This window comes from Mesorhizobium sp. M0772 (assembly GCF_040320135.1).
In the GTDB taxonomy this organism is placed as follows: domain Bacteria; phylum Pseudomonadota; class Alphaproteobacteria; order Rhizobiales; family Rhizobiaceae; genus Mesorhizobium.
Genome location: NZ_JAMYPB010000066.1, coordinates 1 through 25,324, shown reverse-complemented (window position 1 = coordinate 25,324; position 25,324 = coordinate 1). Strand labels below are relative to the sequence as shown.

24 protein-coding genes are annotated in these 25,324 nt (G+C 65.1%); 10 read left to right on the top strand and 14 right to left on the bottom strand.

Translation table 11 applies throughout. The features are described from left to right. The 4 genes from NKI06_RS28055 to NKI06_RS28040 form a co-directional block, all read right to left on the bottom strand. On the bottom strand, nt 1–657 hold a 657-nt coding region (locus NKI06_RS28055; RefSeq protein ID WP_352987744.1), incomplete at its 3' end, for an ABC transporter permease. A 4-nt stretch (nt 658–661) separates the two neighbouring features. Further along, nucleotides 662–2,164, bottom strand: a complete 1,503-nt coding sequence (locus tag NKI06_RS28050; protein WP_023726496.1) for a sugar ABC transporter ATP-binding protein — start codon at nt 2,162–2,164, stop codon at nt 662–664. Between the two features lie 5 nt (nt 2,165–2,169). Then, nucleotides 2,170–3,210 (bottom strand): ABC transporter permease, encoded by a 1,041-nt coding sequence (locus NKI06_RS28045; protein WP_352443877.1) that lies wholly within the window; start codon nt 3,208–3,210, stop codon nt 2,170–2,172. Nucleotides 3,211–3,312: 102 nt separating this feature from the next. Further along, on the bottom strand, nt 3,313–4,383 hold the full coding sequence (locus NKI06_RS28040; RefSeq protein WP_352463709.1) for a sugar ABC transporter substrate-binding protein: 1,071 nt from the start codon (nt 4,381–4,383) through the stop codon (nt 3,313–3,315). A 305-nt stretch (nt 4,384–4,688) separates the two neighbouring features. On the opposite strand from NKI06_RS28040, the gene NKI06_RS28035 reads away from it, so the two are divergent. Beyond that, nucleotides 4,689–6,284: a GMC family oxidoreductase gene (locus NKI06_RS28035; RefSeq protein ID WP_023704161.1), complete on the top strand. Its 1,596-nt coding sequence runs from the start codon at nt 4,689–4,691 to the stop codon at nt 6,282–6,284. Between the two features lie 459 nt (nt 6,285–6,743). Here the strand turns inward: NKI06_RS28035 and NKI06_RS28030 are convergent, their stop codons facing one another. Then, the gene (locus NKI06_RS28030; RefSeq protein ID WP_023691904.1) at nt 6,744–6,881 is read right to left on the bottom strand and encodes an endonuclease/exonuclease/phosphatase family protein; all 138 of its coding nucleotides are present in this window, start codon (nt 6,879–6,881) and stop codon (nt 6,744–6,746) included. 255 nt (nt 6,882–7,136) lie between these two features. Here NKI06_RS28030 and rsgA point away from each other — a divergent pair, with 255 nt between their 5' ends. Continuing rightward, a complete protein-coding gene (gene rsgA, locus NKI06_RS28025; protein WP_502900625.1) occupies nt 7,137–8,162 on the top strand; it encodes a ribosome small subunit-dependent GTPase A in 1,026 nt (341 codons plus the stop codon). Nucleotides 8,163–8,222: 60 nt separating this feature from the next. Here the strand turns inward: rsgA and NKI06_RS28020 are convergent, their stop codons facing one another. The 7 genes from NKI06_RS28020 to NKI06_RS27990 are packed head-to-tail and all read right to left on the bottom strand — an operon-like array spanning nt 8,223 to nt 14,538. Further along, on the bottom strand, nt 8,223–9,014 hold the full coding sequence (locus NKI06_RS28020) for a sugar isomerase domain-containing protein (RefSeq protein ID WP_023700933.1): 792 nt from the start codon (nt 9,012–9,014) through the stop codon (nt 8,223–8,225). Nucleotides 9,015–9,051: 37 nt separating this feature from the next. Next, nucleotides 9,052–9,822, bottom strand: coding sequence for a GntR family transcriptional regulator (locus tag NKI06_RS28015; RefSeq protein ID WP_352666685.1), 771 nt, complete (start codon nt 9,820–9,822; stop codon nt 9,052–9,054). Next, a complete protein-coding gene (locus tag NKI06_RS28010) occupies nt 9,819–10,694 on the bottom strand; it encodes an ROK family protein (RefSeq protein ID WP_352987743.1) in 876 nt (291 codons plus the stop codon). Before NKI06_RS28010 ends, NKI06_RS28015 begins: the two co-directional genes overlap by 4 nt. Then, nucleotides 10,691–11,431, bottom strand: coding sequence for a PIG-L deacetylase family protein (locus NKI06_RS28005; protein WP_031195993.1), 741 nt, complete (start codon nt 11,429–11,431; stop codon nt 10,691–10,693). Before NKI06_RS28005 ends, NKI06_RS28010 begins: the two co-directional genes overlap by 4 nt. Further along, entirely contained in the window at nt 11,428–12,285 is an 858-nt protein-coding gene (locus NKI06_RS28000) for a carbohydrate ABC transporter permease (RefSeq protein ID WP_352987742.1), read from the bottom strand. Before NKI06_RS28000 ends, NKI06_RS28005 begins: the two co-directional genes overlap by 4 nt. Next, complete coding sequence (locus NKI06_RS27995) at nt 12,282–13,214, bottom strand: carbohydrate ABC transporter permease (protein WP_352650423.1); 933 nt, start codon at nt 13,212–13,214, stop codon at nt 12,282–12,284. Before NKI06_RS27995 ends, NKI06_RS28000 begins: the two co-directional genes overlap by 4 nt. A gap of 49 nt (nt 13,215–13,263) precedes the next feature. After that, nucleotides 13,264–14,538 (bottom strand): extracellular solute-binding protein, encoded by a 1,275-nt coding sequence (locus NKI06_RS27990; RefSeq protein ID WP_352987741.1) that lies wholly within the window; start codon nt 14,536–14,538, stop codon nt 13,264–13,266. 316 nt (nt 14,539–14,854) lie between these two features. Between NKI06_RS27990 and NKI06_RS27985 the strand changes: the two genes are divergently transcribed. The 3 genes from NKI06_RS27985 to NKI06_RS27975 are packed head-to-tail and all read left to right on the top strand — an operon-like array spanning nt 14,855 to nt 17,897. Beyond that, nucleotides 14,855–16,147, top strand: a complete 1,293-nt coding sequence (locus tag NKI06_RS27985) for an ABC transporter substrate-binding protein (RefSeq protein WP_352987740.1) — start codon at nt 14,855–14,857, stop codon at nt 16,145–16,147. Then, on the top strand, nt 16,147–17,037 hold the full coding sequence (locus tag NKI06_RS27980) for a carbohydrate ABC transporter permease (protein WP_352987739.1): 891 nt from the start codon (nt 16,147–16,149) through the stop codon (nt 17,035–17,037). The genes NKI06_RS27985 and NKI06_RS27980 overlap by 1 nt, the downstream gene beginning before the upstream one ends. Beyond that, the gene (locus NKI06_RS27975) at nt 17,034–17,897 is read left to right on the top strand and encodes a carbohydrate ABC transporter permease (protein ID WP_352987738.1); all 864 of its coding nucleotides are present in this window, start codon (nt 17,034–17,036) and stop codon (nt 17,895–17,897) included. The genes NKI06_RS27980 and NKI06_RS27975 overlap by 4 nt, the downstream gene beginning before the upstream one ends. Before the next feature lie 12 nt (nt 17,898–17,909). Here NKI06_RS27975 and NKI06_RS27970 read toward each other — a convergent pair whose 3' ends face one another. Both NKI06_RS27970 and NKI06_RS27965 read right to left on the bottom strand, forming a co-directional pair. Next, the gene (locus NKI06_RS27970; protein WP_156941790.1) at nt 17,910–18,152 is read right to left on the bottom strand and encodes a hypothetical protein; all 243 of its coding nucleotides are present in this window, start codon (nt 18,150–18,152) and stop codon (nt 17,910–17,912) included. Nucleotides 18,153–18,389: 237 nt separating this feature from the next. Beyond that, nucleotides 18,390–19,574, bottom strand: coding sequence for a Gfo/Idh/MocA family protein (locus NKI06_RS27965; RefSeq protein ID WP_352987737.1), 1,185 nt, complete (start codon nt 19,572–19,574; stop codon nt 18,390–18,392). 301 nt (nt 19,575–19,875) lie between these two features. On the opposite strand from NKI06_RS27965, the gene NKI06_RS27960 reads away from it, so the two are divergent. The 5 genes from NKI06_RS27960 to NKI06_RS27940 all read left to right on the top strand — a co-directional run bounded on the left by NKI06_RS27960 (nt 19,876) and on the right by NKI06_RS27940 (nt 25,203). After that, nucleotides 19,876–20,763 carry a MurR/RpiR family transcriptional regulator gene (locus NKI06_RS27960; RefSeq protein WP_352987736.1) on the top strand — a complete coding sequence of 296 codons (888 nt, stop codon included), beginning with the start codon at nt 19,876–19,878 and terminating at the stop codon, nt 20,761–20,763. Nucleotides 20,764–20,842: 79 nt separating this feature from the next. Next, on the top strand, nt 20,843–21,625 hold the full coding sequence (locus NKI06_RS27955) for an SDR family oxidoreductase (protein ID WP_352987735.1): 783 nt from the start codon (nt 20,843–20,845) through the stop codon (nt 21,623–21,625). Further along, nucleotides 21,622–23,154, top strand: coding sequence for a mannitol dehydrogenase family protein (locus NKI06_RS27950; RefSeq protein WP_352987734.1), 1,533 nt, complete (start codon nt 21,622–21,624; stop codon nt 23,152–23,154). Before NKI06_RS27955 ends, NKI06_RS27950 begins: the two co-directional genes overlap by 4 nt. A gap of 21 nt (nt 23,155–23,175) precedes the next feature. Then, nucleotides 23,176–24,090 (top strand): sugar phosphate isomerase/epimerase family protein, encoded by a 915-nt coding sequence (locus tag NKI06_RS27945; protein WP_352518428.1) that lies wholly within the window; start codon nt 23,176–23,178, stop codon nt 24,088–24,090. A gap of 78 nt (nt 24,091–24,168) precedes the next feature. Beyond that, nucleotides 24,169–25,203, top strand: a complete 1,035-nt coding sequence (locus NKI06_RS27940; RefSeq protein ID WP_023704174.1) for an ABC transporter substrate-binding protein — start codon at nt 24,169–24,171, stop codon at nt 25,201–25,203. The last annotated feature ends 121 nt before the right edge of the window (nt 25,204–25,324 follow it).

Below are 25,324 nucleotides of genomic sequence, written 5' to 3'. Positions count from 1 at the left end.
CCCCGACCCTGGTTTGGGGCGGCCCACATCGCCCCCGGGGCCCCCCGCCGCGGCCGCGCCGGCGCCGACCGCGATCGCCTGGCGGCCGAAGCGCGTGTAGCGCAGCGCCAGAAAGGCGGCGATGCCGATCACCGCCGAAATCAGCACCACCACGGGAATGCCAGCGACAGTGGCGTTGATCCAGGCGGTGTTTTCGCGACCATCCTCCTCGATCGTGATGGCGCGGCCATTGGAGACCCAGAGCGCCAAGCCGGTGACGACGCCGCCGGTGGCGAGCGTCGCGACGAAGGACGGCACGCGTAGCTTGACGTGAACGACGCCGCTCAACACGCCGAAGGCGAGCCCCGACAGGATCGCCACCGGAAAGGCGGCAAGGCCGAGCGAAGGCAGCAATTGCGCCAGGATGACGCTGGCCAGCGATGCCACCGCCTGGATCGACAAATCGATGCCGCCAAGCAGGATGGCGAAGGTGACGCCGGTCGCCAGGATGAACAGTACGGCGGTGTTGGCAAACAAAAGCGCCACGGTCTCGCCGGTCAGGAAGCCGGGCGCGGCGATCTCGATGATCAAAAGCAGGCCGACAAGCAGCACCAGCGGAATGGCGCCTTGCGTCCACTTGCCTTCGAAAACCCGCCTGATGGAGAACGCTTCATTCATCGGCTCACACCATTGCCCTGAGAAGATCGACCTGGTTCGGCTTGTTGCCCGGACTGGCATCGAAGCGCGCGGTGATTGCGCCGTCGCGCATCACCAGCACCTGGTGCGACAGGCCGATCGTTTCCTCCAGCGTGTCGGAAATCAAAAGGATCGCCACGCCTTGCGCGGAGAGGTCGCGCACCAATTCGTAGACCTCTTCCTTGGCGCCGACATCGAGCCCGCGTGTGGGATGGTCGAGCACCAGGATGCGCGAGCCCGCCGTCATCCAGCGCGCCAGCACCACCTTCTGCTGGTTGCCGCCGCTGAGCTTGCGGCAGGCGGCATCGGGGCCGGGCGCCTTGATGCGCAGCCGCTTGATCCAGTCGGCGGCAAGCCGGCGCTCCTTGCCATAATCGATGGCGCCATGGCGCATGACGCTGGAGAGATCGGCCAGCGAAATGTTCTCCGCGATCGACAGGAACATCACCAGCCCTTCGAGCCGGCGCTCGCGCGGGACATAGCCGATGCCCTTGCGCACCGCCGGTTCCGGCGAGGAGAAGCGCACGACATCGCCGGCGATTTTCATCTCGCCCGCATCATGCTGGACGAAGCCGCCAACGGTGCGCGTCACCTCCTCCCGGCCGGAGCCGACGACGCCGGCAATGCCGACGATCTCGCCCGCTCTGATCGAGAGATCGACGCCGTGATAGAAACCGTTGGCGCCAAGCCCCTTGGCCTCGACCATCACGGTATCGCGCGGCGCCAGCTGGCGGGCCTCACGGTAATATTCGGCCTGCAGGCCGCGCCCGACCATGATCTCGTGCAGCTCAGGCGCGGTGACTTCGGCTGCACGATGTTCGGCAACGACGGCGCCATCCTTCATCGTGTAGACGCGGTCGGAGATATTGAGCACCTCGTCGAGGCGGTGCGAGACGAAGACGAAGCTGGCGCGGGATTTGAGCGAGCGCACCCGCGCGAACAGCACCTCGATATCAGCGGCGTTGAGCACCGAGGTCGGCTCGTCGAGCAGGATGAGCAACTGCCGCTCGACCACTTCCTCCAAGGTCAGCGCCTTGGCGAGCTCGACCATCTGGCGTGCGGCGAAGGTGAGTTCGGAGGTGCGCGCGGTGACGTCGATGTCGATGCCGATCTTGGCCAGTTGCCGCCGCGCCGCCGCGTTCATGGCGCGCCAATTGACGAGGCCGAAGCGGGTGAAGCGGTCCTCTTCGCCGAGATAGATGTTTTCGGCAACCGTCAGGTTCAGCACCAGCGACTGCTCCTGGAACACCATGCCGATGCCATGCCTGGCCGCATCACGGGCGTTGCGCATGCGCAGCTGTTCGCCATCCAGCGTGAGCGAGCCGCCATCCGGCCGGTAGCCGCCGGCCAGCACCCGCATCAGCGTCGACTTGCCGGCGCCGTTCTCGCCGATCAGCCCGACCACCTCGTTGGGCCGCACTTCGATAGAGACGTCGCGTAGCGCCTGGACGCCGGGGAAATTCTTGATGATGTTGGACGCCTGCAGCATGGCGTTCACTTGACGATTTTCAGGCGGACACGGTCGAGCGACAGCGCCACCGCGGCGATGATCATCAGACCCTGCACCGTCTGCTGGATGTAGGGCGAGATGCCGAGCAGGATCATGCCATTGGCAAGCACGGTGACGATCAGCACACCGATCAGCGTGTTGACCACACCGCCCTCGCCGCCGGTCAAAGCGGTGCCGCCGACGACCACTGCCGTGACCGCTGCAAACAGCCTGCCGTCGCCGATGACGGCATGCGACTGGCCGAGCTGTGCGGCGGCAAGCACACCGGCAATGCCGAAGAAGAACCCTGCCAGCGCAAAAGCGGTGATGCGCACGCGCACGACATTGACGCCGGAGAGCTTGGCGACATCCTCATCACCGCCGATCGCCAATATGTGGCGGCCGAGCTTGGTGTGATACTGGATGACAGTGGCGAGCAGGAAGGCGCCGAACGCAACCCAGACCGCCACCGGCAGGCCGAGGAAACGGTGCAAGGCCAGGTCGCGGATCGAGGCGTCGTTCAGCTTGATCGCCGTGCCGCCCAGCATATAGACCGACAGGCCGAGGCCGATGAACCACATGCCGAGCGTGCCCATGAAGGACGGGATGCGCAGCATGGCCTGGACGAGACCGCTGACGAAGCCCATGGCGGTGCCGGCGGCGATGGCAGCGAGCACCGCCCACCAGCCATAGTCGTTGCCGTTGCCGTCATTGGCGGCGAGCAGCACAAGCACCATCGCCGCCACCGAAAGCGTGCCTTCGACTGCGAGGTCGATGCTGCCCATCAGGATGATGAAGGTCAGCCCCATCGCCAGCGTCAGCGGCACGGCGGCGGAATTCGCAAGCCGCACCAGATTGCGCAGCTCGATGAAATTGGGGTTGGCAATGGCGATGAGTACGCAGAGTACAATCAGCACCGCCAGCGGCGCCAGGCTGCGCCAGCGCCTGCCGCCCAGGAATGTCGCGATCCGGCCGGGGAACGGTGTCATAGGCGTCGTCCGCTCGATGTCCGAAACGGACTTCAGGGGTTCTGTATGGATTGTCAAGAAACCGCTTCCCGTCTGCTGGTGACAGCCGTCGCGACAAGGGGATCGCGACGGCTGCGGGAGGAAGCGGGCCGCCAGGGAGGTGCAGCCCACTCCGATGGATCAGGTACGGATTGCTCCGGTGACCCGGGCCCACAGATCGTTCCAGTCGATCTCGGGCTTCGCATCGACATTGGTCTTGTAATACTCCTCGACATTGTCGTGCGAGATCAGCACCGCCTTGCCGTAGAACTCACGGTGCTCCGGCGGCTCCTTGGTCGGGTCGAACTTGCCGATCTTGGCGTTGTAGCCGATGGCGAGACCCATGCCGCCCTGCCAGAACGGATCCGAAGTGACCGTGCAGGCGAATTCGCCGGTGCGCACCGCATCGACCGCCGTCTTGATGCCGTCGACGCCGACGATCGGCACCTTGCCGGCGAGGTTTTCGGCGCGCAGCGCTTCCAGAGCGCCCGAGCCCATATCGTCATTGGCCGCCCAGATGCCCTTGATGTCGTCGCCGAAGCGGGTGAGCAGATTGCCCATCAGGTCGAAGGCTTCGGTCGACTTCCAGTTGGCGACCTGGAAATCGAGCAGCTTGATGTCCGGGTTGGCGGCGAGCGCCGCATCGAGGCCCTTCTTGCGTTCGATCGCCGCCGTGGTCGAGATCAGGCCGCCGAGCGCGACGATGCCGCCCTTGCCGCCAATGGTCTTGAACAGGATCTCGGCGATGGTCTTGCCGCTGTCGATGCCGTCGAACTCGATATGCGAGACATAGTTCGGGTTGAAATCCTTCGGGTGCAGATCCCCAGGCTTGTTCCACTGCGTCACCACATAGGCGCCGGCCTTGGCGCAGGCCTCGACGATCGGGCGCGCATCGGGCGTGTCGTTGGGATCGGAATTCAGCACCATGTTGCCGCCGGTCTTGGCCAGCATCGCCTTGATGTCGGCAATGCCCTTCTCGCTGTTGCCTTCCGAAACCAGCGTGACGTGCTCCAGCCCGGCCCATTTGGCATACGCTTCGGCGCCGGTCTTCCACACCGCGTGATAGGGGTTGGACAGCGAGCGGATCGACGTCACCAGTGTCGGCTTGTCCTGCGCGCGCAACACGCTCGGCATGGCGAGTGCCGCCACGCCGGCGGTGGCGCCCATCATCAGCGTGCGCCGGTTGACCGCAAAATTCTTCGTGTCGTTCATACCTCGAATCCTCCCGATTGAATTCTGTTCCGCCCGGCATCTTGCGCGGGGAGCGCGGCCGGGACCTCCTGGTGAGGGTCGTCAAGCTCCTCCACTTGTACGACAACCCTTCAACACGATAACCATACCCTTTCTCTTGACGTGGCACAAGCGACTTGAGATCGTCGCGCGCAAGAGGAAGGGGCGGTGATTTTCATCGCCCGCCGGAGCATGATCCCTAGAAGTGGGAACCGGTTTTCTCGGACAAATCGGGAAACCGTTTTGTCCGGAGATCATGCTCCAACAAAGAGAACCCGGGAGTGGAAATGACGGATTACATCATTGTCGGCGGCGGTTCGGCTGGCTGCATTCTGGCCGCCCGGCTGAGCGAGGACCCGGACGTGTCCGTCGTGCTGCTCGAGGCCGGTCCGCCCGACACCGACCGCTACATCCATTTGCCGGTCGGCTTCTTCAAGATGACGTCGGGGCCGCTGATCTGGGGTTATGACACCGCGCCCGGCAAGGAGATCGATGGCCGCACCATGGTCTATCCGCAGGCCCGCGTGCTGGGCGGCGGCTCCTCGATCAACGCCCAGGTGTTCACCCGCGGCTGCCCTGAGGATTATGACGGCTGGGCGACTGAGAATGGCTGTGCCGGCTGGAGCTATGCCGACGTGCTGCCCTACTTCGTCCGCTCCGAGGGCAACGACACTTTTGCCGATGCGCAGCACGGCACTGACGGCCCGCTCGGCGTCTCCAGCGGCGCGCCGCATCCGCTGACCCGCATCTTCGTCAAGGCGGCGCAGCAGGCGGGCCTTCCTTTCCGCGCCGACTTCAATGCCGGTGAGCAGGCGGGCGCCGGCTTCTACCAGACGACGACGCGTCGGGGGAAACGCTCGAGCACGGCGGTCGCCTATCTGAAGCCGGCGCTCGGCCGCAAGAATCTGACGCTACGCACCGACGCCTCCGTCAGCCGCATCGTGGTCGAGAACGGCCGCGCCATCGGTGTCGAGATCATCGTCAATGGCCGCACCGAACTGCTCCGCGCCGAGCGCGAAGTCATCGTCGCCGCTGGCGCCATCGGCTCGCCGAAATTGCTGATGCTGTCCGGCATCGGCCCGGCCGTGCATCTCGGCCATCACGGCATCGAGGTGGTCCACGATTCCAAAAACGTCGGCCAGAATCTGCACGATCACATGGACGTCGATGTCGTCGCCGAGCTCAACGGACCGCATGGCATCGACCGTTACAAGAAGAAGCGCTGGCAGGCGGTTGCCGGTCTTGAATATGCGCTGTTCGGCAAGGGGCCGGTGGCCTCCAACATCGTCGAGGCCGGCGGCTTCTGGTGGGGCGACCGCGCGGAGAAGACGCCGGACATCCAGTTCCATTTCCTGCCCGGCGCCGGCGTCGAGGAAGGCATCGGCTCGGTTCCCGGCGGCAATGGCTGCACGCTGAACTCCTACCATGTGCGCCCGCGTTCGCGCGGCAGCGTCACGCTCAAGTCCGCGGACCTGCGCGATGCGCCCATCATCGACCCCAACCCGTTCGCCGAGCGCTATGATCTCGAACGCGCCATCGACGGCATCGAGATCAGCCGCGAAATCCTGTCGCAGCCAGCCTTCGCCAGATACATCAGCCGCGAGCATCTGCCCGGCAAGGCGATGCAGGGGCGCTCAGCACTCGAAGCCTTCGCCCGAGAACATGGCCGCAGCGCCTATCACCCAGTCGGCACCTGCCGGATGGGCGGCGATGCCGACAGCGTCGTCGACCCCGAGCTTCGCGTGCGCGGGCTGCAAGGCCTGCGTGTCTGCGACAGCTCGGTCATGCCAAGCATCGTGTCGTCGAACACCAACGCCGCCGTGGTCATGATTGCGGAGAAGGCTGCGGATCTGATTGCGGGGCGAACGCTGCCGGTGGCGTAAGCAGGACAATCGCATGTGGTGGCGCCACGCGATTGCCCTGCCTTGAGCACCTGTCGCTGAGCGCATAGCACTCGAACCGCACTAAAAACGACAGCCTCCCGCAGCGCCTTCAACCGACGCTTGCGCAACCCACCAACCGACAGGAAACCCCCGGTTGCGGGCTCGTTGCCGACGCCTGCGCGGGGATGTGAAAGCGCTTTTGCGCCAGTTCCGCGATCACACCATATGAACCGATCCAAGCTCTGCTAGCTTGTGGGCGTGGGACTTGTCCCGCTTTGGCCGGTGCTTCAGGCAACCCCATCCCAACCCCCCGCCCCCTGCGGTACCGGCCATCCCCCTCCCCCTTTTGGCAGGCTTCTCGACCTGCCATCCTCAGCCGTCCCTGCCAACTTCGAGGTCGACGACGAGGCCTGATGCGTGGCATGCAAATCAAGACCATCGGCAGCGTATCGAGGGATTTCACATCGGCTGTCTGGACGACGTCCTGGAGAGCGACAGATCGGGGTCGAGCCGCCTCAGCTCCCGGTTGATGGCCGCCAGGCGCTCCGGTTCGCCTTCCGTGTTGCAGACATTGAGAGTAACGACGCGTAAGCGCATAGGACTTTTCCTCAATGTTGAACGACCCTCGACGCACGCGACGCGGATAGGTGCCACGATAGGATTCCGTGTCTGGTGACGTTCAGCGAACCACCGCCTCGATGCGTTCCACGCGGTGCGCGAAACGGCTTGGCCATCGGCGCGGTTCGGCTTGCCAAATGCCGCCATGCCGCCCATACACGGCTTGAACAACCGCCCCGAGGGTCCGCGCCCATTTTGCCAAGGATACTCTCCGATGTCTGTGACGCCGTCCCCCTGGTCAAAGCCGTGACGGCCTCCCTCGCAAGCCTGGGCTGGACGGATTTCTTCGGCGACCAGCTTGAAGCCGATGAGGCAGACCTCGTGCCGACGCGCATCGCCTCGGTGCACCGCGACCGCCTGGCCGGCCTGTCCCGGGCAGGGCCAGTGGATCTGACGCTGCCGGCCAATGCCAACACCGGCGACTACGCCGTCGGCGACTGGGTGCTGGTCGAGCAGCATACACATCTGCTGCTCCGCCGGCTGACCCGCAAGACGGTGCTGGAGCGCCGTACCCAGGGCGGCAGGATCCCGCAGCTGGCCGCGGCCAATGTCGACACGCTGTTCATCGTGACGTCCTGCAATGCCGATTTCAACATCGCCCGGCTCGAGCGCTATCTGGCGCTGGCCAACGAGGCCGGAACGACGCCGGTGATCCTGCTGACCAAGGCCGACACCGCTGACGATGCCGAGAGATACCAAAGCCAGGCTGCCGCCCTGCAGCGCGGTCTGGCCGTGGTGATGCTGAACCCGCGCGTCGCCGATGCCGCAACAGCACTCGCCGCCTGGTGCGGCGCGGGGCAGACGGTGGCGCTGGTCGGCTCCTCCGGCGTCGGCAAATCGACGCTGGTCAACACGCTGGCCGGCTCGGCGCAGCAATCGCCGCAACAGACCGCCGGCATCAGGGAACACGATGCCAAGGGACGCCACACCACCACGGCGCGATCGCTGCACGCCATTGCCGGCGGCGGCTGGGTGATCGACACGCCGGGCATGCGTACTTTGCATGTCAGCGACGTCGCCTCTGGCATCGACACGCTGTTTGCCGAAATCACCGAGCTTGCGCCACTGTGCAAGTTCCGCGACTGCACCCATGTCCACGAACCGGGCTGCGCAGTGCAGGCTGCCTTGAAGGCCGGCACGCTCGACCCCGAGCGCCTTGCCCGCTGGCGCAAGCTGTCGGAGGAAAACCAGGGCAACACGCCGGTTCAGAGCGGGGCCCGCGGCAACAAATCGCCTGCCGGGCGCCCGAAGCGGCGTTGAGCGGATAGGAATTGTGGAACGAGACGTCGGAGGCCCGGCGATGTACCGGGCCTCTGTGTTTCACTCGCCGCGCATTGTCGCCTGGAAGGTCGGCAGGTGCTTCTGCTGCGCTTCCAGCATGCGCTCGCGGTAGACGCCGTAGATGACGTCGGTGTCGTGCAGCGTCACGCCGGCGATGGTCGGCGAGGCGAAGACCGGCAGTTCGATGCCGCGCTTGGCGAGCTGCTCGGCGGTGCGCGCGATCAGCTCATGCGCCAGGATCATGGCAAGCACCGTCGATGAGCCCGACACCGGCCGGCTCCAGCCCTCGACCGGCACGATGGCGTCCTCGATCGGCGAACAGGTGTCGATGACGAGGTCGGCGGCATCCGCCAGCCGCTTGCCGGAGGAGTGCGTCGCCGGCTTGTCCAGATTGTTCTTGCTGGTGACCGCGACGACGAAGATGCCGCGCTTCCTGGCATAGAGCGCGGTGTCGATGCCCGACGAGTTGCGGCCGCTATGGCCGAAGATTATGATGGAATCACCCTTGTTGAGCGGCTGGTGGTCGAGGAATTTCTCGGCGTATTTTTCCGTCCGCTCCAGCCACAACAGCTCGCGCACGCCGCCGGCGCCGAGCACATTGTGCCACATCACGCGCGGGTCGGTCAGGGGGTTGAAGCCGACATAGCTGCCATAGCGCGGAAACACTTCCTGCACCGGCAGCACCGAATGGCCGGAGCCATAGAGATGCACCAGCCCGCCGCCCTCGAGCGAGTCGGCAAAGCGGCTGGCAGCCTGACCAAAGGCCTCTTCATTGGCTTTCGCAGCCTGGTCGATGAGGGCGGCGAGACGGTGGATGTAGAGATCGGACACGTGGGTACTCCTGTTTGATGTGTCGGTCTGGAATGGATCAGCTTCTCGGGTTCAGCGGCACGCGTCCGGCGCGCAGCGTCGAGCGGATTTCGTAGCGGTCGCCGCGCATGATCGAGACGGTGAATTCGAACGGGCCGCGCTCGTCGGTGGTGATGCGTTCTACGACGAAGGCCGGGCTGCCGACAGCGAGGTCGAGCAGTTCGGCGTCCGCCGCGCCGACCGCGCCGACCCGGTAGTTCTCCCGCGCGGCCACCGGCACGATGCCGTAATGGCGCTCCAGCGCCTCGTAGAGCGAGCCCTGCAGCAGGCCGGCATCGAGGAAGCCCGGCACGCGCACGGCCGACAGCTGCGCCGTCTGGATGCCGATCGGCTCGTTGTTGCCGAGCCGCAGCCTGCGAATGCGCACCACCGGATCGCCCTCCTCGATCTCCAGCGCGCCGGCAGCCGCCGCATTGGCGGTGGTCAGGCTGCAGTCGAGCAGGCGCGAGCCCGCGACCACGCCCATATTGCCCATCTCCTGGGTAAAGCTGGTCAGCTCGCGCGTGCCGGCGACCAGCGTGGTCGAGCGCACGAACGTGCCGCGGCCATGTTCGCGCCTGAGCAGTCCTGCCTCCTCGAGATTGCGCAAGGCGTGGCGCAGCGTGATGCGGCTGACGCCGAACAGGGCGCACAGCCTGTCCTCCGCTGGGATCTGGTCGCCCGTTGCCCATTCGCCGCTCTTGACGATGGTTCGGATCGCCTCTTCGACCTGGTACCAGAGCGGCTCCGGCCGTCTGCGGTCCGGTTGCTGAAAGCTTGCTTCGCTCATCGCACCTGCCTCCACCCTTGCCCAACGGCGCCGGCCCGCGCCGCGCCGACCAGACCGGCGCGGGGACCGAACTTTCCAGCCTTGACGTCGATGCCGCGCAGATGTGGCGGCAGTTGACGTCGCAGCGCCGCAAGCAGCGGCGGCCGGATCACATCCAGCGCCTCCGCCAAACCACCCGAAATCAACACCGCTTGCGGATCGAGCAGCGCGACAGCGCCTGCCAGCGCGGTGCCGAGCTGTCGCGCCGGCAGTTCAAGCAAGGTGAGTGCAGCCAGCTCGCCGGCCTGGGCAGCGGCGATCAGTTGGCGGCCGTCGGCAAGGCCGATCTGGCCGGCAATGGCATCGAGCGCCCGGCCCGACGCAACGCGCTCCAGCCAGCCGCTGCGCTCTTCACCATGATCCCTCACGTCGGCGCAGGCCCAGCCGAACGAGCAGGCGCCGCCATGCGCGCCGGCAACGATGCGGCCATTGGCCAGCACCGCCGAACCGATGCCGGTGCCGATGGCGAGCAGGATCGCATCCGGCATGTTTTTCGCACTGCCTTCGACAGCCTCTCCCAGCAGCGCGATCTGTGCGTCATTGCCGAGCGCTACGCGCACTTTGGGAAACAGCGGCTGGATATCGACGCCGTCGAGGAACGGCAAGTTGGGGATCCAGCGGCAGATTGAGCCCTCGACCAGACCCGGCACCGCGATGCCAAGCGCTGAGACCGACCCGGCCTCAGTGCACAGCGCGTCGATGCGCGCAATGAAGGCATCTAGGGTTGCCGGCGCCGGCTCGCTGCCCAGCGCCTCCAACGCACCGACATCGCCCGTAGATACGGCAGCGCGCAGATTGGTGGCGCCGAGATCGATGGCGAGTACCCGCGTCATCGACCCGACCCTTTGCCGAAGGGGAGCGAGAACAGACCGCTGCCGGCATTCCACGAATGCGACGCCGCCGCGAAGGCCTGCGCATGGCGCGTGCCGCGCAGGCAGCCGCGCAGCCGGTAGAGCGAACTGTAATAGTCGACATAGGGGAAGCTGCTCAGGCCGCGCGCCAGCTCATACTCCATGACCGCGTCGCGCCAGGCCTCGAACCCGTCGCTGACATCGACGAGATGCTCGGGCCGGAAGCCGTCATCGTCCTCCCAGTTCTCGCCGAACAGCAGCAGTTGCGGCGTGTGCGCCGGATGGTCGCTGGCAACGGTCGGCAGTCCGGCGAAGAAGATACCGGTCTTCGTCAAATGCGCGGCGGCGCGATGGTCCTTGTGCCAGCTGCCATGCCAATGGGTGATGACGATCTCGGGTTTCAGCTCGCGAATGATGTCGCCCACTTCGAGCGCCGTCTGATCGTCTGTGGGCAGGAAGCCGTCGCGCAGGCCAAAGCCACGCATGGTGACGCCGAGCCGCTCCGCCGCGCTGCCCGCTTCCTCTTCCTTCTGCACGCAATAATGCGCGGGAACCAGGTACGGATGGCCCTGCTCACCCATGGTCAGATGCAGGAAGGTCACCGTGGCGCCGCGCTTGACGGCAGCGGCCGCCAGCGGCCCGGCCATCACCTCGGCATCGAAGGCGTGCGCGCCGACCACCAGGATGGATTTCGCCGCATAAATTCTGTCTTCGATCATTTCATGCCTCCTCCGGTGCCGACGCCTTCGCGAATCTGGCGCGCCAGCAGACAATACATGATCAGGATGGGCGCCATGGATATCGCCAGCGAGGCGAACACCAGGCTCCAGTCGGTGCGGAACTGGCCGACGAAGATGCTGATCGCCAGCGGCACCGTCTTGTAGCGGTCGTCGAAGATGAAGATCAGCGGGAAGAAGAAATCGTTCCACACCGCGATCGCGGTGAAGATGGCCACGATCGACACCGCCGGCTTGACCATCGGCAGGATGATCTGGAACAGGATGCGGACCTCGCCGGCGCCGTCCATGCGGGCGGCCTCGTCCAACTCGGAGGGCAAGACGCGCATGAAATTGGCGAAGATGAACACGGCGAAGGGAATGCGGATCGCCGAATAGACCAGGATCAGCCCGGTCAGCGAATCCAGCAGGCCGAGATTGCGCATCAGCGTGAACAGTTCGACCGAGGCCAACCGGATGGGCAGCATGATGCCGGACAGGAACAGGCCGAGCATGATGGCATTCCAGCCAAGCTTGTAGCGGCTGAGCGGATAGGCGGCCATCGCCGAGACGACGATGGTGAGGATGACGGCGCCGCCCGTGACGATCAGGCTGTTGATGAAATTCTGGCCGAGATCGGCGCGCGTCCAGGCGTTGAGGAAATTGTCGAAGGCAAAGCTTTGCGGCAGGCCGAGCCTGTTGTCGTAGATCTCGGCCGTGGTCTTGAAACAGGAGACGATGAGGATGTAGAGCGGCAACAGCACGGCCGCCGTCCAAACGACCAGCACCGTCCAGCCGGGCAGCCGCGCCAGCTGCCGAGAGATGGCCGGTCTTTGCGAAATCGCCAGCGCGCTCATAGCTGCACCGTGCGGCGGTCGAAGAAGCGCAGCATCATGAGCGTGCCGATGCTGAGGATCAAAAACAGCACGGTGCCGAGCGCCAGCGCCAGACCGATATCGGTGATGCCGACAGCACCTTCCGCCCCGAAGGCCAGCCGGTAGAAGTAGGTCACCAGCGTGTCGGTCGAATAGCTCGGATTGCCCTGCACGCCCTGCATGACATAGACGATGTCGAACTGGTTGAAGGTGTTGATGAACGACAGCGTCGTCAGCGTGCCCAGCGCCGGCATCAGCAGCGGCAACGCGATCGAGAACAGCATGCGCGCATTGCCGGCGCCGTCAAGTTTTGCCGCCTCGAAAATCTGGCCGGAAATCTGCCGCAGACCTGCCGTGTAGATCAGCACCGGCAGGCCCATCCAGTTCCAGGCATCGACGGCGATCAGCATGGCGAGCGCGGTGTGGCTGTTGCCGAGCACGGTCAGGCTGCCCTGGTGCAGGCCAAGCCCGTTCAGCGCCCATTCGACGACGCCGCCCGGTGCCAAAAGCAACCGCCACAGCGCGCCGACGATGACCGGGCTCAGCACCGCCGGAAAGAAGAACACCGACTGGAAGAAGGCCGCACCCTTGTCGCGCAGGAACAGCAGCCAGGCGAACAAAAGGCCGAGGCCATTTTGGAAGACCATGATGCCGAAGAACCAGGCGGTGTTGTGCCACAGCGCGCCGTAGATCCGCGCGCCGCTGGGGAAAACGAACAGCCTTGAGAAATTCGACAGGCCGGCGAACTCGACCATGCGCAGCCCCTTCCAGACGAAGAAGCTGCCCCAGAGCGACATCCCCAGGGGATAGAGGACGAACAGCGCATAGACCGCCAGCGCCGGCAGGATGAACAGCACGGCCATGCGCTGCTGCGTGCGGCGAAGGCTGCTGGTGCGGCGAAGGGTGCTCATGCGCTTTTCTGGTCCGTGAGTGACCGGCCGCTTTTGCGACCGGCCGCGCCTACTGCTTCGGCTTGAACCAGGTGGCGACCGCGGCCTGCATGTCGGCCGCTAGCTTCTCCGGCGCGATGTTGCCTTCGACCATGTCGATGATCTCCGACTGCAGCACCGAAGACGCCGTCGGCGACTGCCAGCGGAAGCCGACCAGCGTCAGATACGGCGTCGAATTCTTCGCCATCTCCATCATCGCGGCCAGCACTGGATCCTTCACCGTCACATCCGTGCGGGCCGGCGGCCAGCCGAGCTCGTCGGCGAACATCTGCGCGAACTCTGCCGAAGCCATGAAGCCCAGCACCTTGGTCGCGGCTTCCTTGTTCTGGCTCTCGGAGACCAGGCCATAGGAGCCGTCGGAGAAGGCCGAGGTGTAGAGTTTTGCCCCGGCATCGTCGGCGGGGAACGGGAAGATCGAGAATTTCAGCTTCGGGTTCTGCGCCTTGAAGCTGCCGTTCTCGAACGAACCGCCGAGGAACATCGCCGCCTTGCCGCCGATGAACTGCTGCGTGGCGGTGGTGTAGTCGATGCCGGCGAAGCCGTCGGGGAAATACGGCTTCAGCTCGGCGAAGCGCTTCAGCGCCGCCACATAGCGCGGATCCTCGAAGGTCGCCTTGCCGCTCATCATCTCGTCGTAGAATTCAGGACCATAGACGGTCGGGCCGACGACGCCGACGGCGATCTCCAGTTCCCAGGCCGAGCCGTTGGCGCCACCGGTGGCGATCGGGGTGATGCCGGCCGCCTTCAGCTTCTCGCAGACGGCGGTGAAATCCTTGTAGGTCTTGGGGATCTCGATGCCCTGGGCGGCGAAGATATCCTGGTTGTAGAAGACGCCCATCATCGGCACCGAGTAGGGCACGCCGTAGAGCTTGCCGTCGCTGCGGCCGCGCGCGCCGCCAAGCGCCGCGTCCTCCATGTTCTTCAGCTCCGGCACGCTGTCGTCCAGCGCGTCGAGATAGCCGGCCTCGACGAAGGGCTGCAACTCGCCATAGGCCTTGAGCTGCGCGATGTCGGGCCCGCGGCCGCCCCGCAGCGCCGTGCTCAGCCGGTTCTGGTAATCGGCATCGGGCGTGAACTGGATGGCGACCTTGATGCCGGGATTCTTCACCTCGAAGGCATCGAAGATGCGGCGCATCGCTGCCTCGTCCTCGGTGCGCCAGCTCCACAGCGTCACCGTGCTGTCGGCGGCTCGCGCCGGCAATGAGGCGAAGACGCCGGCGCAGGCGGCGGCAAGGCCGCCGATCAGCCTAAGCGCTGCGCGCCGGTGAAGTGAAAGCATGCTCATTGCCAGTCTCCCATTGTTCTCTGTGCTTGGCGTCCCGCGGCGTTCCCGTGCCACGAGAAGCCATTGGTTCGGCAAAAGTCATTATAACGACATAGCGGCATTCGCAAGAGGTCTGCTACGCCTCAGGAATGGCGGCGTTGGCCCCCTCACGACATTGCAGTACCTGCATCCGTTTGTTACCTAACGATAAATATCCACATTCCAGCGCCGCAAAGAAATCTGTGACCGTACCATGTGAGACTTTTTCGCCAGCAAGCCCTTGCGTCGCCGCGCTGACTTGTCATAACCTCATGTGAACCGATAGGGAGGATGAGGAATGTCGTTTGCCTGGACGTCGAAACTGGCACTGGCCGCAGGCCTCGCCATCCTGCCCGCCACGGCCTGGGCGCAATCGGTCAACATCTCCTATCTCACCCACTGGTCGCCGGAGACGGTGGCGCTGCTGGAAGCGGCGGCCAAGGATTATGCCAAGACCAATCCGGATGTCAGCGTCACCGTGCGCGCCGTCCCCTTCGGCGACCTCCTGACCACGTTGCGCTCGCAAGGCGGCGGCGCGGACGGCCCAACCATCGGCGGCATCTACGATCTCTGGTTGCCGGAACTGGCGCGCGACAAGCTGGTCGCGCCCGCTCCCGATGCGGTGGCCAGCGAGGTCAAGGCCGCCTGGCCGGCGGGCATCACCAGCGCCGCCTCGGTCGGCGGCACGCTTTATGGCATCCCCAACGAAATCGACGTCTATGCGCTGAACTACAACAAGACGCTGTTCAAGCAGGCCGGCATCGCGGCGCCACCCAAGACCTGGGACGAGTTCAAGGATGCGGCCAAGAAGCTGACCAACCAGGATGCGGGACAGCAAGGCTTCGGCATGATCAATTCATGGGCCGCCGGTGTCGTCCACCCCTTCGCCTCGCTGCTGGTCTCCAATGGCGGCGACCTGGTCAAGGACGGCAAGCCGGTGCTCGACAGCCCGCAGGCCGCGGAGACTTTCCAGCTCTATGAAGACCTGATCAAGTCCGGCGCCAGCGTGCCTTCGATGGCGACAGCCGACGCCAACACCACCGGCCCCTTCCTCGACAATTTCGTCTCCGGCAAGACCGGCATGATAATCATGGCCAATTGGTGGGAAAGCGCACTGAAGGCCGGCATGGGCGACAAGTTCGCCGACATTGCAACGGCGCCGCTTCCCGTCGGCCCGAGCGGCGACAAGCCGCATTCGATCTCCTACTCCTGGATGACCGTGGTCAACGCCAATGCAGGTGCGGCCGAGCAGAAGGCGGCATGGGACTTCCTCGCCTGGCTGAACAATCCAAAGTCCGGCAAGAACGGCGCTTCCGCGATGTCGGATATCCTGATGTCGATGGGCATCCTGCCCTCACGCCTCTCCGACATCGAGGCGCACAAGGACAAGCTCGGCTCGGAATTCCTCTCCGGCTATGTCAGCGTGCTCACCGACGCCAAGCCGTTCCCTGTCGTGCCCGGCGGCCAGGAATTCTCGGAATCGCTGCAGCAGACGCTCGAGGCGTTGCAGTATGGCCAGGTCTCGGCCAAGGATGCGCAGGCGACGGCGCAGGCCGACGCCATTTCGATCCTGGAGCGCGCCGCCAAATAATGATTCAGAGGTACCGTGCCTCGGCGGGCATCATGCTGGCGCCCGCCGTGACGCTGATCGGCATCTTCGTCCTGTTGCCGATGCTGCTCACCGTCTGGCTGTCGTTCCAGGACTGGTCGACGCAGACACCGTTTTCCAGCGCCGGCTTCGTCGGCCTCGACAATTTCCGCGAGATTTTTGGGGTCTCCTCGGTCGGCCGCGATTTCAAGGCCGCGCTCGTCAACACAGCCGTCTACACCGCGCTCTCCGTCGTCCTCATCCTGCCTCTGTCGGTGGCCTTCGGCCTGATGGTTTACCAGCGCGACGTCGCCGGCGGCACGGCGCTGCGCACGGTGCTGTTTGCCACCTACATGGTGCCGATGATCGCTGTCGCGCTGGTGTGGTCGAAACTCTATTCGCCGAGCGAAGGCCCTCTCAACCAGATGCTCAGCCTTATCGGCATCGGCCCGCAGCCTTTCCTGTCGTCGCCGCGCACGGCGCTGATCTCGATCGTCTTCCTCAATGTCTGGCAGCAGGTCGGCTATTTCACCGTGCTGGCGATCGCCGGACTGACGCAAATCCCCGGCAGCCTGTATGAAGCAGCAAAGCTCGACGGCGCCAACCGTTTCGAGCAGTTCCGCTTCATCACCCTGCCGCTGATACGGCGCACGCTGCTGTTCAGCGCCGTCATCGCCATCATCAACGCTGTGCAGGTGTTCGAGCCGGTTGCCTTGATCACGCAGGGCGGGCCGGTCGGCTCGACCAATGTGCTCACCTACCACATCCGCCGCGTCGGCATCGAGCGTGCGCAGGGTGGACTGGGTTCGGCCATGGCGGTCATGCTGATGCTGTCGCTGATTGTCGTCGTCTGCGCGCTGTTTGCCTTCGCCAACCGGAAGAACGACGAATGAGCGCGGGATCGTCGAGCCGGCTGTCGCGCCGGCGCCCGTCCGGCCACAAGGCGCTGCTGGCGACGCTGATGCTGCTGGTCGCCGTCGCCTCGGCCTTCCCGCTGGTGTGGATGGTGCTGTCGAGCCTCAAGACGCCGGCCGAGAGCATGCAGGTGCCGCCGGTATGGATCCCCCTTACGCCGAGCCTCGACGCCTATGAGAAGGTGTCGGGCGTGGTCAATGTCGGCCGCTCGATGTGGAATTCTCTGGTCATCGCCTCGATCACCACCGCCGGCATTCTGCTGACCAGCATGATGGCCGGCTACGCCTTCGCCAAATACCACTTCCCCGCCAAGTCGCTGCTGTTTTCTGTGTTGATCGCCACCATGTTCCTGCCGCCGATCGTGACGCTGATCCCGCTCTATCGCCTGGTCGGCTCGATCGGCCTCAACGCCAGCCTCGCCGGCATCATCGTGCCCAATCTCGCCAACGCTTTCGGCATCTTCCTGATGCGCCAGTTCATCTCCGGCGTGCCCGACGACCTGATCGACGCCGCGCGCATGGACGGCGCCTCGGAGTTCTTGATCCTCTACAAGATCGTGGCGCCGAGCGTCGCTCCCGCAATCGCGGCTCTGGCCCTCTTCGCCTTCGTCTACCACTGGAACAGCTATCTCTGGCCGCTGACCGTGCTGCAGGGCAATGCCGACGCCTATCCGATCGTCATCAGCCTAAGCCGGTTGCTGAGCTACAACAGGGGCGCGGTCAACACCGGCCTGGTGATGGCCGGCGCGACGCTGGCCGTGCTGCCGCCGCTCATCCTGTTCGCCTTCCTGCAGCGCTTCTTCGTCGATTCCATCGTCGGCTCGGCGATCAAGGGATAGCGCACCAAACCCTCAAGCGCTCGGCCTGGTTCCGCCACAGATCAGATAGTAGCACTCGTCGTAGCGCATGTAGTCAGCCGCGCCCTTGTCCGGCCATTCGCCCGTGTCGAAACGGATTTTGAGAAGGCTTCTGCACTGCGCCACCTTCGCTGCATTGCTGTCCGGGAACAGGGTGACGAGCAGGCCTTGCGGAGCGCCGAAGGAAACCGCCGAGAGAACGAGGCAGCCGAGGCTGGCAGCAAGGAAGAGAGACAAGTTGCGCATTGTTACCGAATACGGCTGGGCCGATGCTCTGACAATGAACAACCGATATCATGAATAACACATGCGTAGCAGTGTTTTTGCCCAGTAAAGCGACCGAAGAGTACTTGGCGCCCCGCCGCTGCCAGGTCTGCTGCGGCGGCGGTAGCGCCTTCGGCAGGTCAATCCCTTAGGGCAACGCCAGTCCCCCAGGTGATTGCTTCTACCGCTGAAACACGGCAGCTCCCGTCCTCACCCGAACCTTGCCGCCGTCCAAGCCCCACCAGCCGCATTCGACTCCACCGCCGCCGCAACAAACTTCACCCCGCGCGCGCCCTCCACCACATCGGGCACCTGCGCCGCGCGCGCCGCATCCACCACCCCACCAGAGCGATGGGCGCGAATGATATCAGCGGCGTCGCGGTAGAAATTGGCGAAGGCCTCGATATAGCCTTCCGGATGTGCCGCCGGCATGCGCGACACGCGCTGGGCCTCCGCCGTCGAGCCATGGCCCCCGCGCACCAGCGTGCGGGTTTCCTCGCCATAGACGGAAAAGCGCAGTTCCTCCGGCCGGCCGCCCGACCATTCTAGGCCGGCTTTGTCGCCATAGATGCGCACCGAGAGATCATTGTAGTGGCCGGGCGAGGTCTGGCTGGCGAGGATCGTGCCGCGCGCGCCGCCCGTCCAGCGCACCAGCACATGCGCATTGTCGTCGAGCCGGCGTTCGGGGACGGCGGTGAACAGATCGGCCGACACCGCCTCGGCCTCACAGCCGGAGATATAGCTTGCCAGGTTGAAGGTATGCACGCCGATATCGGCCAGCACCGCCGACTGCCCAGCGCGCGCCGGATCGGTGCGCCACTCCGCCTGCTTCTGGCCCTCGGCGTCGATCGGCTTCGTCAGCCAGTCCTGGATGTAGGCGCCATGCACGGACACTATGCGGCCAAGCGCGCCCGCCGCCACCATCTCACGCGCCTGGCGGACCATGGCGTAGCCGGTGTTGTTGAGCGTGACGACGAAGCGGCGCTTTTTCACCTGCGCCAGCGCCACCAATGCTTCTGCGTCGGCCAGCGTCGTCGACAGCGGCTTGTCGCAGATCACGTCGATGCCGGCCTCGAGAAAGGCCGTGGCGATCGGCGCGTGCAGATGGTTGGGCGTGACGATGACCACCGCCTCGATGCCGTCCGGCCGCGCCGCTTCGGCTCGTGCCATGGCGCGATAATCGGCATAGCTGCGCTCGGGCGCGATGCCGATCTCGGCGGCCGAGGCGGCGGCGTTCTCCGGGTCCGACGAGAGCGCGCCGGCGACCAGTACGATCTGGTCGTCCAGGCGCATGGCCAGCCGATGCACGGCGCCGATAAAAGCATTGCGACCGCCGCCGACCATGCCGACCCTGAGCCGCTTGCCCGCCGATCCGTCCGATGTTGCGTAGACCATGTTTCCTCCTGGGAAGACAGTTTTGCCGTCGTCGAGTTCTGTCGCGCCCCCCTCTGTCCTACCGGACATCTCCCCCACGAGGGGGGAGATCAGGCACCACAGCGGCCTTCGCCAATCTCAGACGTCGCAAGAGGGCGCCGAAGGCGAAACTGCCAATCTCCCCACCCGTGGGGGAGATGTCCGGCAGGACAGAGGGGGGCGCCGTAGAGCGCTGCTTTTGACCGCTCGCATCAGTCACACTTTCGAACATGATTTCCAATTTTCATATTGTAAAACGATCGTATCGCGCTAGCCTGAAATCATGAGTGGGGCAAGCAAGGCATCCGGACGGTCCAGCACCGACGAGGCGGCGACGCGCAAGCGCGGACGCTCGCTGGCCGCGCTCGGCTACATCCAGCCGCAGACCTATGAGGAGCTGCGCGCCGTGCTGTCGTCGGGCACGGTGCACTTCCCCAAGCGGCTGCGCCAGGTGGCGATCTTCCTGTGGCAGCACCCGAGCGACGTCGCGCTCGGCACCATCGCGCAGGTTGCGGCACAGGCCGGCGTGCAGCCCTCGACGCTGGTGCGCTTTGCCCAGATCTTCGGCTATTCCGGCTTTTCCGATTTCCAGGGCCTGTTCAAGGAGCACATCAAGGGCTCATGGCCGGAAGGGCGCGGCGAACCGCGCACCGAGACCGAGCCGAATCTGCATTTCCTGCACGGCATGGTCGGCGCATCGCAGGCCTCGCTGGGCCGCATCGAGGCCGGCTTCGACGTCGAGAGTTTCGACAAGATGGTGGCGCTGCTGGCGGCGGCCGAGCTGATCTATGTCATCGGCTCCAAGCGCGCCTTTCCCGTCACCGCCTATCTCTCCCTGACGCTCTCGCAGCAAGGCGTGCGCAACGTGCTGGTCGACAATGTCGGGTCCTCCGCACTCGACCAGATCGGCTGCATCGGCGGCCGGGATGCCGTGCTCGCTGTCTCCTTCAGCCCCTACAATTCGATCACGCCCGATCTCGGCGCGGTGGCGCATGAGCGCAAGGCGCGTATCGTCACCGTCACCGACAGCACCTTCAGCCCGCTGATCCCGCTCTCGGACAGCTGGTTGGAAGTGGTGGAATCCGACTTTGCCGGCTTCCGCTCACTGGCGGCCTCGCTCGCCGTTGGGATGGCGCTGGTCCATGGCGTGGCGGCGCGGCGCGGCGAATGAGACGTCACTGGTCCAATTGACTATCGGGAATTGCCGTTCCATATTTCTCAAAATAGAAACTTTATTCCCGGGAGGAGGAATGGAGATCCGGCTTGACGGCAAGGTGGCTCTGGTCACCGGGTCGACGCAAGGCATTGGCCGCGCCATTGCCGAGACGCTGGCGCGTTCCGGTGCCGCCGGGCTGCTGGTCACCGGGCGCGAGAGGGCGCGTGGCGAGGCCGTGGCGGCCGAGCTTTCGCAAATGGGCACGCCGACGATCTTCGTCGCCGCCGACCTTGCCGATGCTGACGCCCCCACCCTTCTGGCGCAAGCCTGCATCGAGCGCTTCGGCCGCATCGATGCGCTGGTCAACGCCGCCGGCCTGACCGATCGCGCCTCCTTCCTCGACGCCAGCCTCGACGACTGGGCGGCGCTGTTTGCCGTCAACACGCGCGCGCCGTTCTTCCTGATGAAGGCGGCGATTGCCGACATGAAGCAGCGCGGACAGGGCGGCGCCATTCTCAACATCCTGTCGATCAACGCCCATTGCGGTTCGCCGGAACTCGCCGTCTATTCCGCCACCAAGGGCGCGCTGGCGACGCTGACCAGGAACGCCGCCAACGCCCACCGTTTCGATCGCATCCGCGTCAACGGCATCAATGTCGGCTGGACCGACACGCCGGCCGAACGCATCATGCAGGCGGAGACTTTGGGCAACGGCCCTGGCTGGCTCGACAAGGCCAATGCCGCGCAGCCTTTCGGCCGGCTGCTGACGCCGGGCGACATCGCCAGCCTCGCCGTCTTCCTGCTCTCCGATGCCGCCGGACCGATGACCGGCGCGGTCATCGACCAGGAACAGGCGGTGATCGGGGCGAACCGGTGAGCGCCATAGAGCCGCTCGGCCCGGCGCTGCTCGATCGCTTGCCGGCTTCGGTCCAGACACCGTCCTACGACCGCACGATGCTGGCGCCCGGCATGGCGCATCTCGGCGTCGGCGCCTTCCACCGCTGCCATCAGGCCGAATACACCGACGATCTCATCTCGCTGCGCTTCGACCGCTGGGGCATCGTCGGCATCAACATCCGTCCGCCCAGCCTTGCCGACACGCTGGGACGACAGAGCGGGCTCTACACAAGGCTGATCCGCGAAAACAGCCACATCGAGGCGCGCGTCATCGGCAGCATCGTCCGGGTGGTCGACAGCCAGGACAGTGCCGCACCGGCGCTCGGCGTGCTGATTTCACCTGATATCGAACTGGTGACGATGACGGTGACGGAAAAAGGCTATTGCCACGTCCCGTCCAGCGGCGAACTCGACCTCGGCCACCCTGATATCGTCCATGACCTCGCCAACCCCGAGACGCCGCGCAGCGTGCCCGGCCTGTTGGTGCGGGCGCTGGAGCAGCGCCGGGCCACGCATGGGCGGCCGCTGACGCTGCTGTCCTGCGACAACATTCCGGCCAATGGCGTCATCCTCGGCAACGTCGTGCGCAGCTTTGCCGAACCGCGCGGCAATGGGCTGGCCGATTGGATCGCGGCCAACGTCGCATTCCCCTCGGCCATGGTCGACCGCATTGCGCCGGCGGTGACGCAGGACGATCTCGACAGCGTCGAAAATTGGTTCGGCTACCGCGATGGCGCTGTCGCTGTCGGTGAGCCGTTCCGGCAATGGGTGATCGAGGAAAAATTCGCCGGCCGCATGCCGCGCTGGGATCTGGTCGGCGCCACCTTTGTCGACGACGTCACGCCGTTTGAGCATCTCAAGATGCGGGTGCTGAATGGCGCCCAGACGGCACTCGCCACGCTCGGCGTTCTGGCTGGTCTCGAGCACACATCGGATGCCATGGCCGACCCGCTGCTGTCGGACTTCATCAGGCGCATGCTGGTCGAAGAGACTGTGCCGACGCTGATGCCGGTGCCGGGCATCCTGCCGCTCGCCTATGTCGAGCAGAGCCTTGCCCGGCTGAAGAACACCGCGATCCGCCACCGCAACCACCAGGTCGCAACCGACGGTTCGCAGAAGATCGTCCAGCGCCTGCTCAACCCGATCCGCGACCGGCTCGCAATGGGCCAGAGCATAGGCCTGCTGTCGGTGCCGGTCGCCGGCTGGATGGCCTATCTCATCCATGCTTCCGCACGCTTCGGCAAACGCTGGCCGGTGTCGGATCCCTATGCCGGCAAGGTCGCCGCGATCGCCGATGCGACCGGTCGCGATGCCAGCGCGCTGGTGTCCGCCATCCTTGCCATCGACGGGATATTCGGCCCCGGCCTTGCCGCAGACGATACGTTCCGCGCGGCCGTGATATCGGCGCTGGGCGACCTGCTGTCGGACGATCCGATGGCGGCTGTCCGGCACAGTCTCGAACAAGATGAGGTCGCGAGGTTGAAGCGATCCAAACAATCGGCATTATAGTCGTCGGTCTAGGGAGGCAGAATGAAACTTGGAGTGCTTACAGCACCGTTTGCGGAGACGCCGCTTGGCGAGGTCGCCGACTGGGCGCACTCGGCCGGCTTCGAGGCGCTGGAAATCGCCTGCTGGCCGAAGACATCCGGCGCGACGCGACGCTATGCCGGCACCAGCCATATCGATGCCGCTTCCACCTCGCCCGCGCAGGCCAAGGAGATCGTCGCTTCGCTGACGGAGAAGAAGCTGACGGTCTCCGGCCTCGGCTACTATCCCAACCCGTTGCATCCGGACCCTGCCCATCGCGAGGCCGTCATCGGCCATCTGAAGAAGGTCATCGTGCTGGCCGCCAATATGGGTGTGCCGGTGGTCAACACCTTCTGCGGTGGCGATGCCTCGAAGACCGTCGACGTCAACTGGCAGGACGCGCTGAAAGTTTGGCCCGAGACCGTCGCCTATGCGCGCGGCCACGGGGTAAAACTCGCCTTCGAGAACTGCCCGATGATCTTCAGCTATGACGAATGGCCGGGCGGGCACAACATCGCCTATTCGCCGCTGGTCTGGCGGCGCATCCTCGAAACCTGGGGCGGCGAGGTCGGCATGAATTTCGACCCCTCGCACCTGGTCTGGCAAATGATCGACCAGGGCCGCTTCATCAAGGAGTTCGGCCCCTACATGCTGCATGTCCACGCCAAGGATTTGATGATCGATCATGATGGTTTGTATGAGCGCGGGATTCTTTCCGCCGGGATAGGCTGGCAGGTGCCGCGCATGCCGGGATTGGGCGATGTCGACTGGAGCGGCTTCTTCTCCGGCCTCTACCGCGCCGGCTATGACGGCTCGGTCATCATCGAACATGAGGACAGGCGGTTTGAAGGCAACGACGATGCGGTGAAGCGGGGCTTCCTGCTCGCCCGCGACGTGCTGCGCCCCTTCGTCAAATGACGAGGTGAATGACTTGGTCCGATCCTGCCGAAGGGTCTGGCCCTGAGACGAAAAACAACAATGTGGAGGAGTACTGACATGAAGAAAATACTGACCATGGTCCCGTTGCTTGCGGGCGCTGCCTTGCTGGCATCGATGGGCGTGTCGTCGGCCGAAGCCAAATATACGATCGGCATTTCCAACACCGTGCAGGGCAATGGCTGGCGCGAGGAAATGGTCTGCGCCATGAAGGCGCAGGCGCTGGCTTCGGGCGAAGTGACGAAGCTCAACATCGCCCACCGCAACACCGATGCCGCCGGCCAGCTCGAAGACATCCGCAATCTGATCAGCGCCAAGGTCGACGCCATCGTCGTCAACCCCGCTGATCCCGCCGGCATCAAGGCGGGCTTGGAAGAAGCCACCAAGGCCGGCATCGTCGTCGTTGCCGTCGACCAGGCGGTGACCGAACCGTCGGCCTACATCATCTCCAACAACCAGGAACAGTATGCCTATCTCGGCGCCAAATGGCTGTTCCAGCAGATGGGCGGCAAGGGCGAAGTGTTCTACATGCGCGGCGCCGCCGGCGCCTCGGCCGATAGCGATCGCGACAAAGGCTTCAAGAAGGCGCTGGCCGAAAACCCCGGCGTGAAGGTGGCGCAGGAAGTCTTCACCGGCTGGCAGCAGGATCAGGCCAAGCAGCAGATGCTGTCGTTCCTGGCCACCGGCACGCCCTTCAACGGCGTGTGGACGTCGGGCATCGACAACGTCATCGTCGACGCGCTGGTCGAATCGCAGGCGCCGCTGGTGCCGGTGGTCGGCGCCGACAATGCCGGCTTCGTCGGCCAGCTGAGCTCGGTGAAAGGTCTCGTCGGTGCAGCCGTCACCAACCCCGGCTCGATCGGCGGCGCGGGCGTGACGCTGGCGCTGCAGATCCTCGACGGCAAGAAGCCGGCGCAGCAGACCGTGTTGGTCGACCCGCAGCTGTGGGACAACGCCACCGACGAAGGCAAGGCCAAGCTGAAGGCAGCCGCCGACCCGTCGCTCAGCCCGGAATGGCCGGTCTCGATCTCGATCCCTGAGTGGACGACCTACACGAAAGAGCAGATCGTGGCCTGCAAGGGGCCGGGGGAGTAAGCCTGGTTTGAATGAACTGGCGAGGCCGGCGCACCGCCGTCCTAGCCCCACACACAAGCCCGCTGCGGCGCCCCCCGCTGTGCTGGCCGCCCAAAACCCCCCAAGTGGGGGGCCAGGGGAT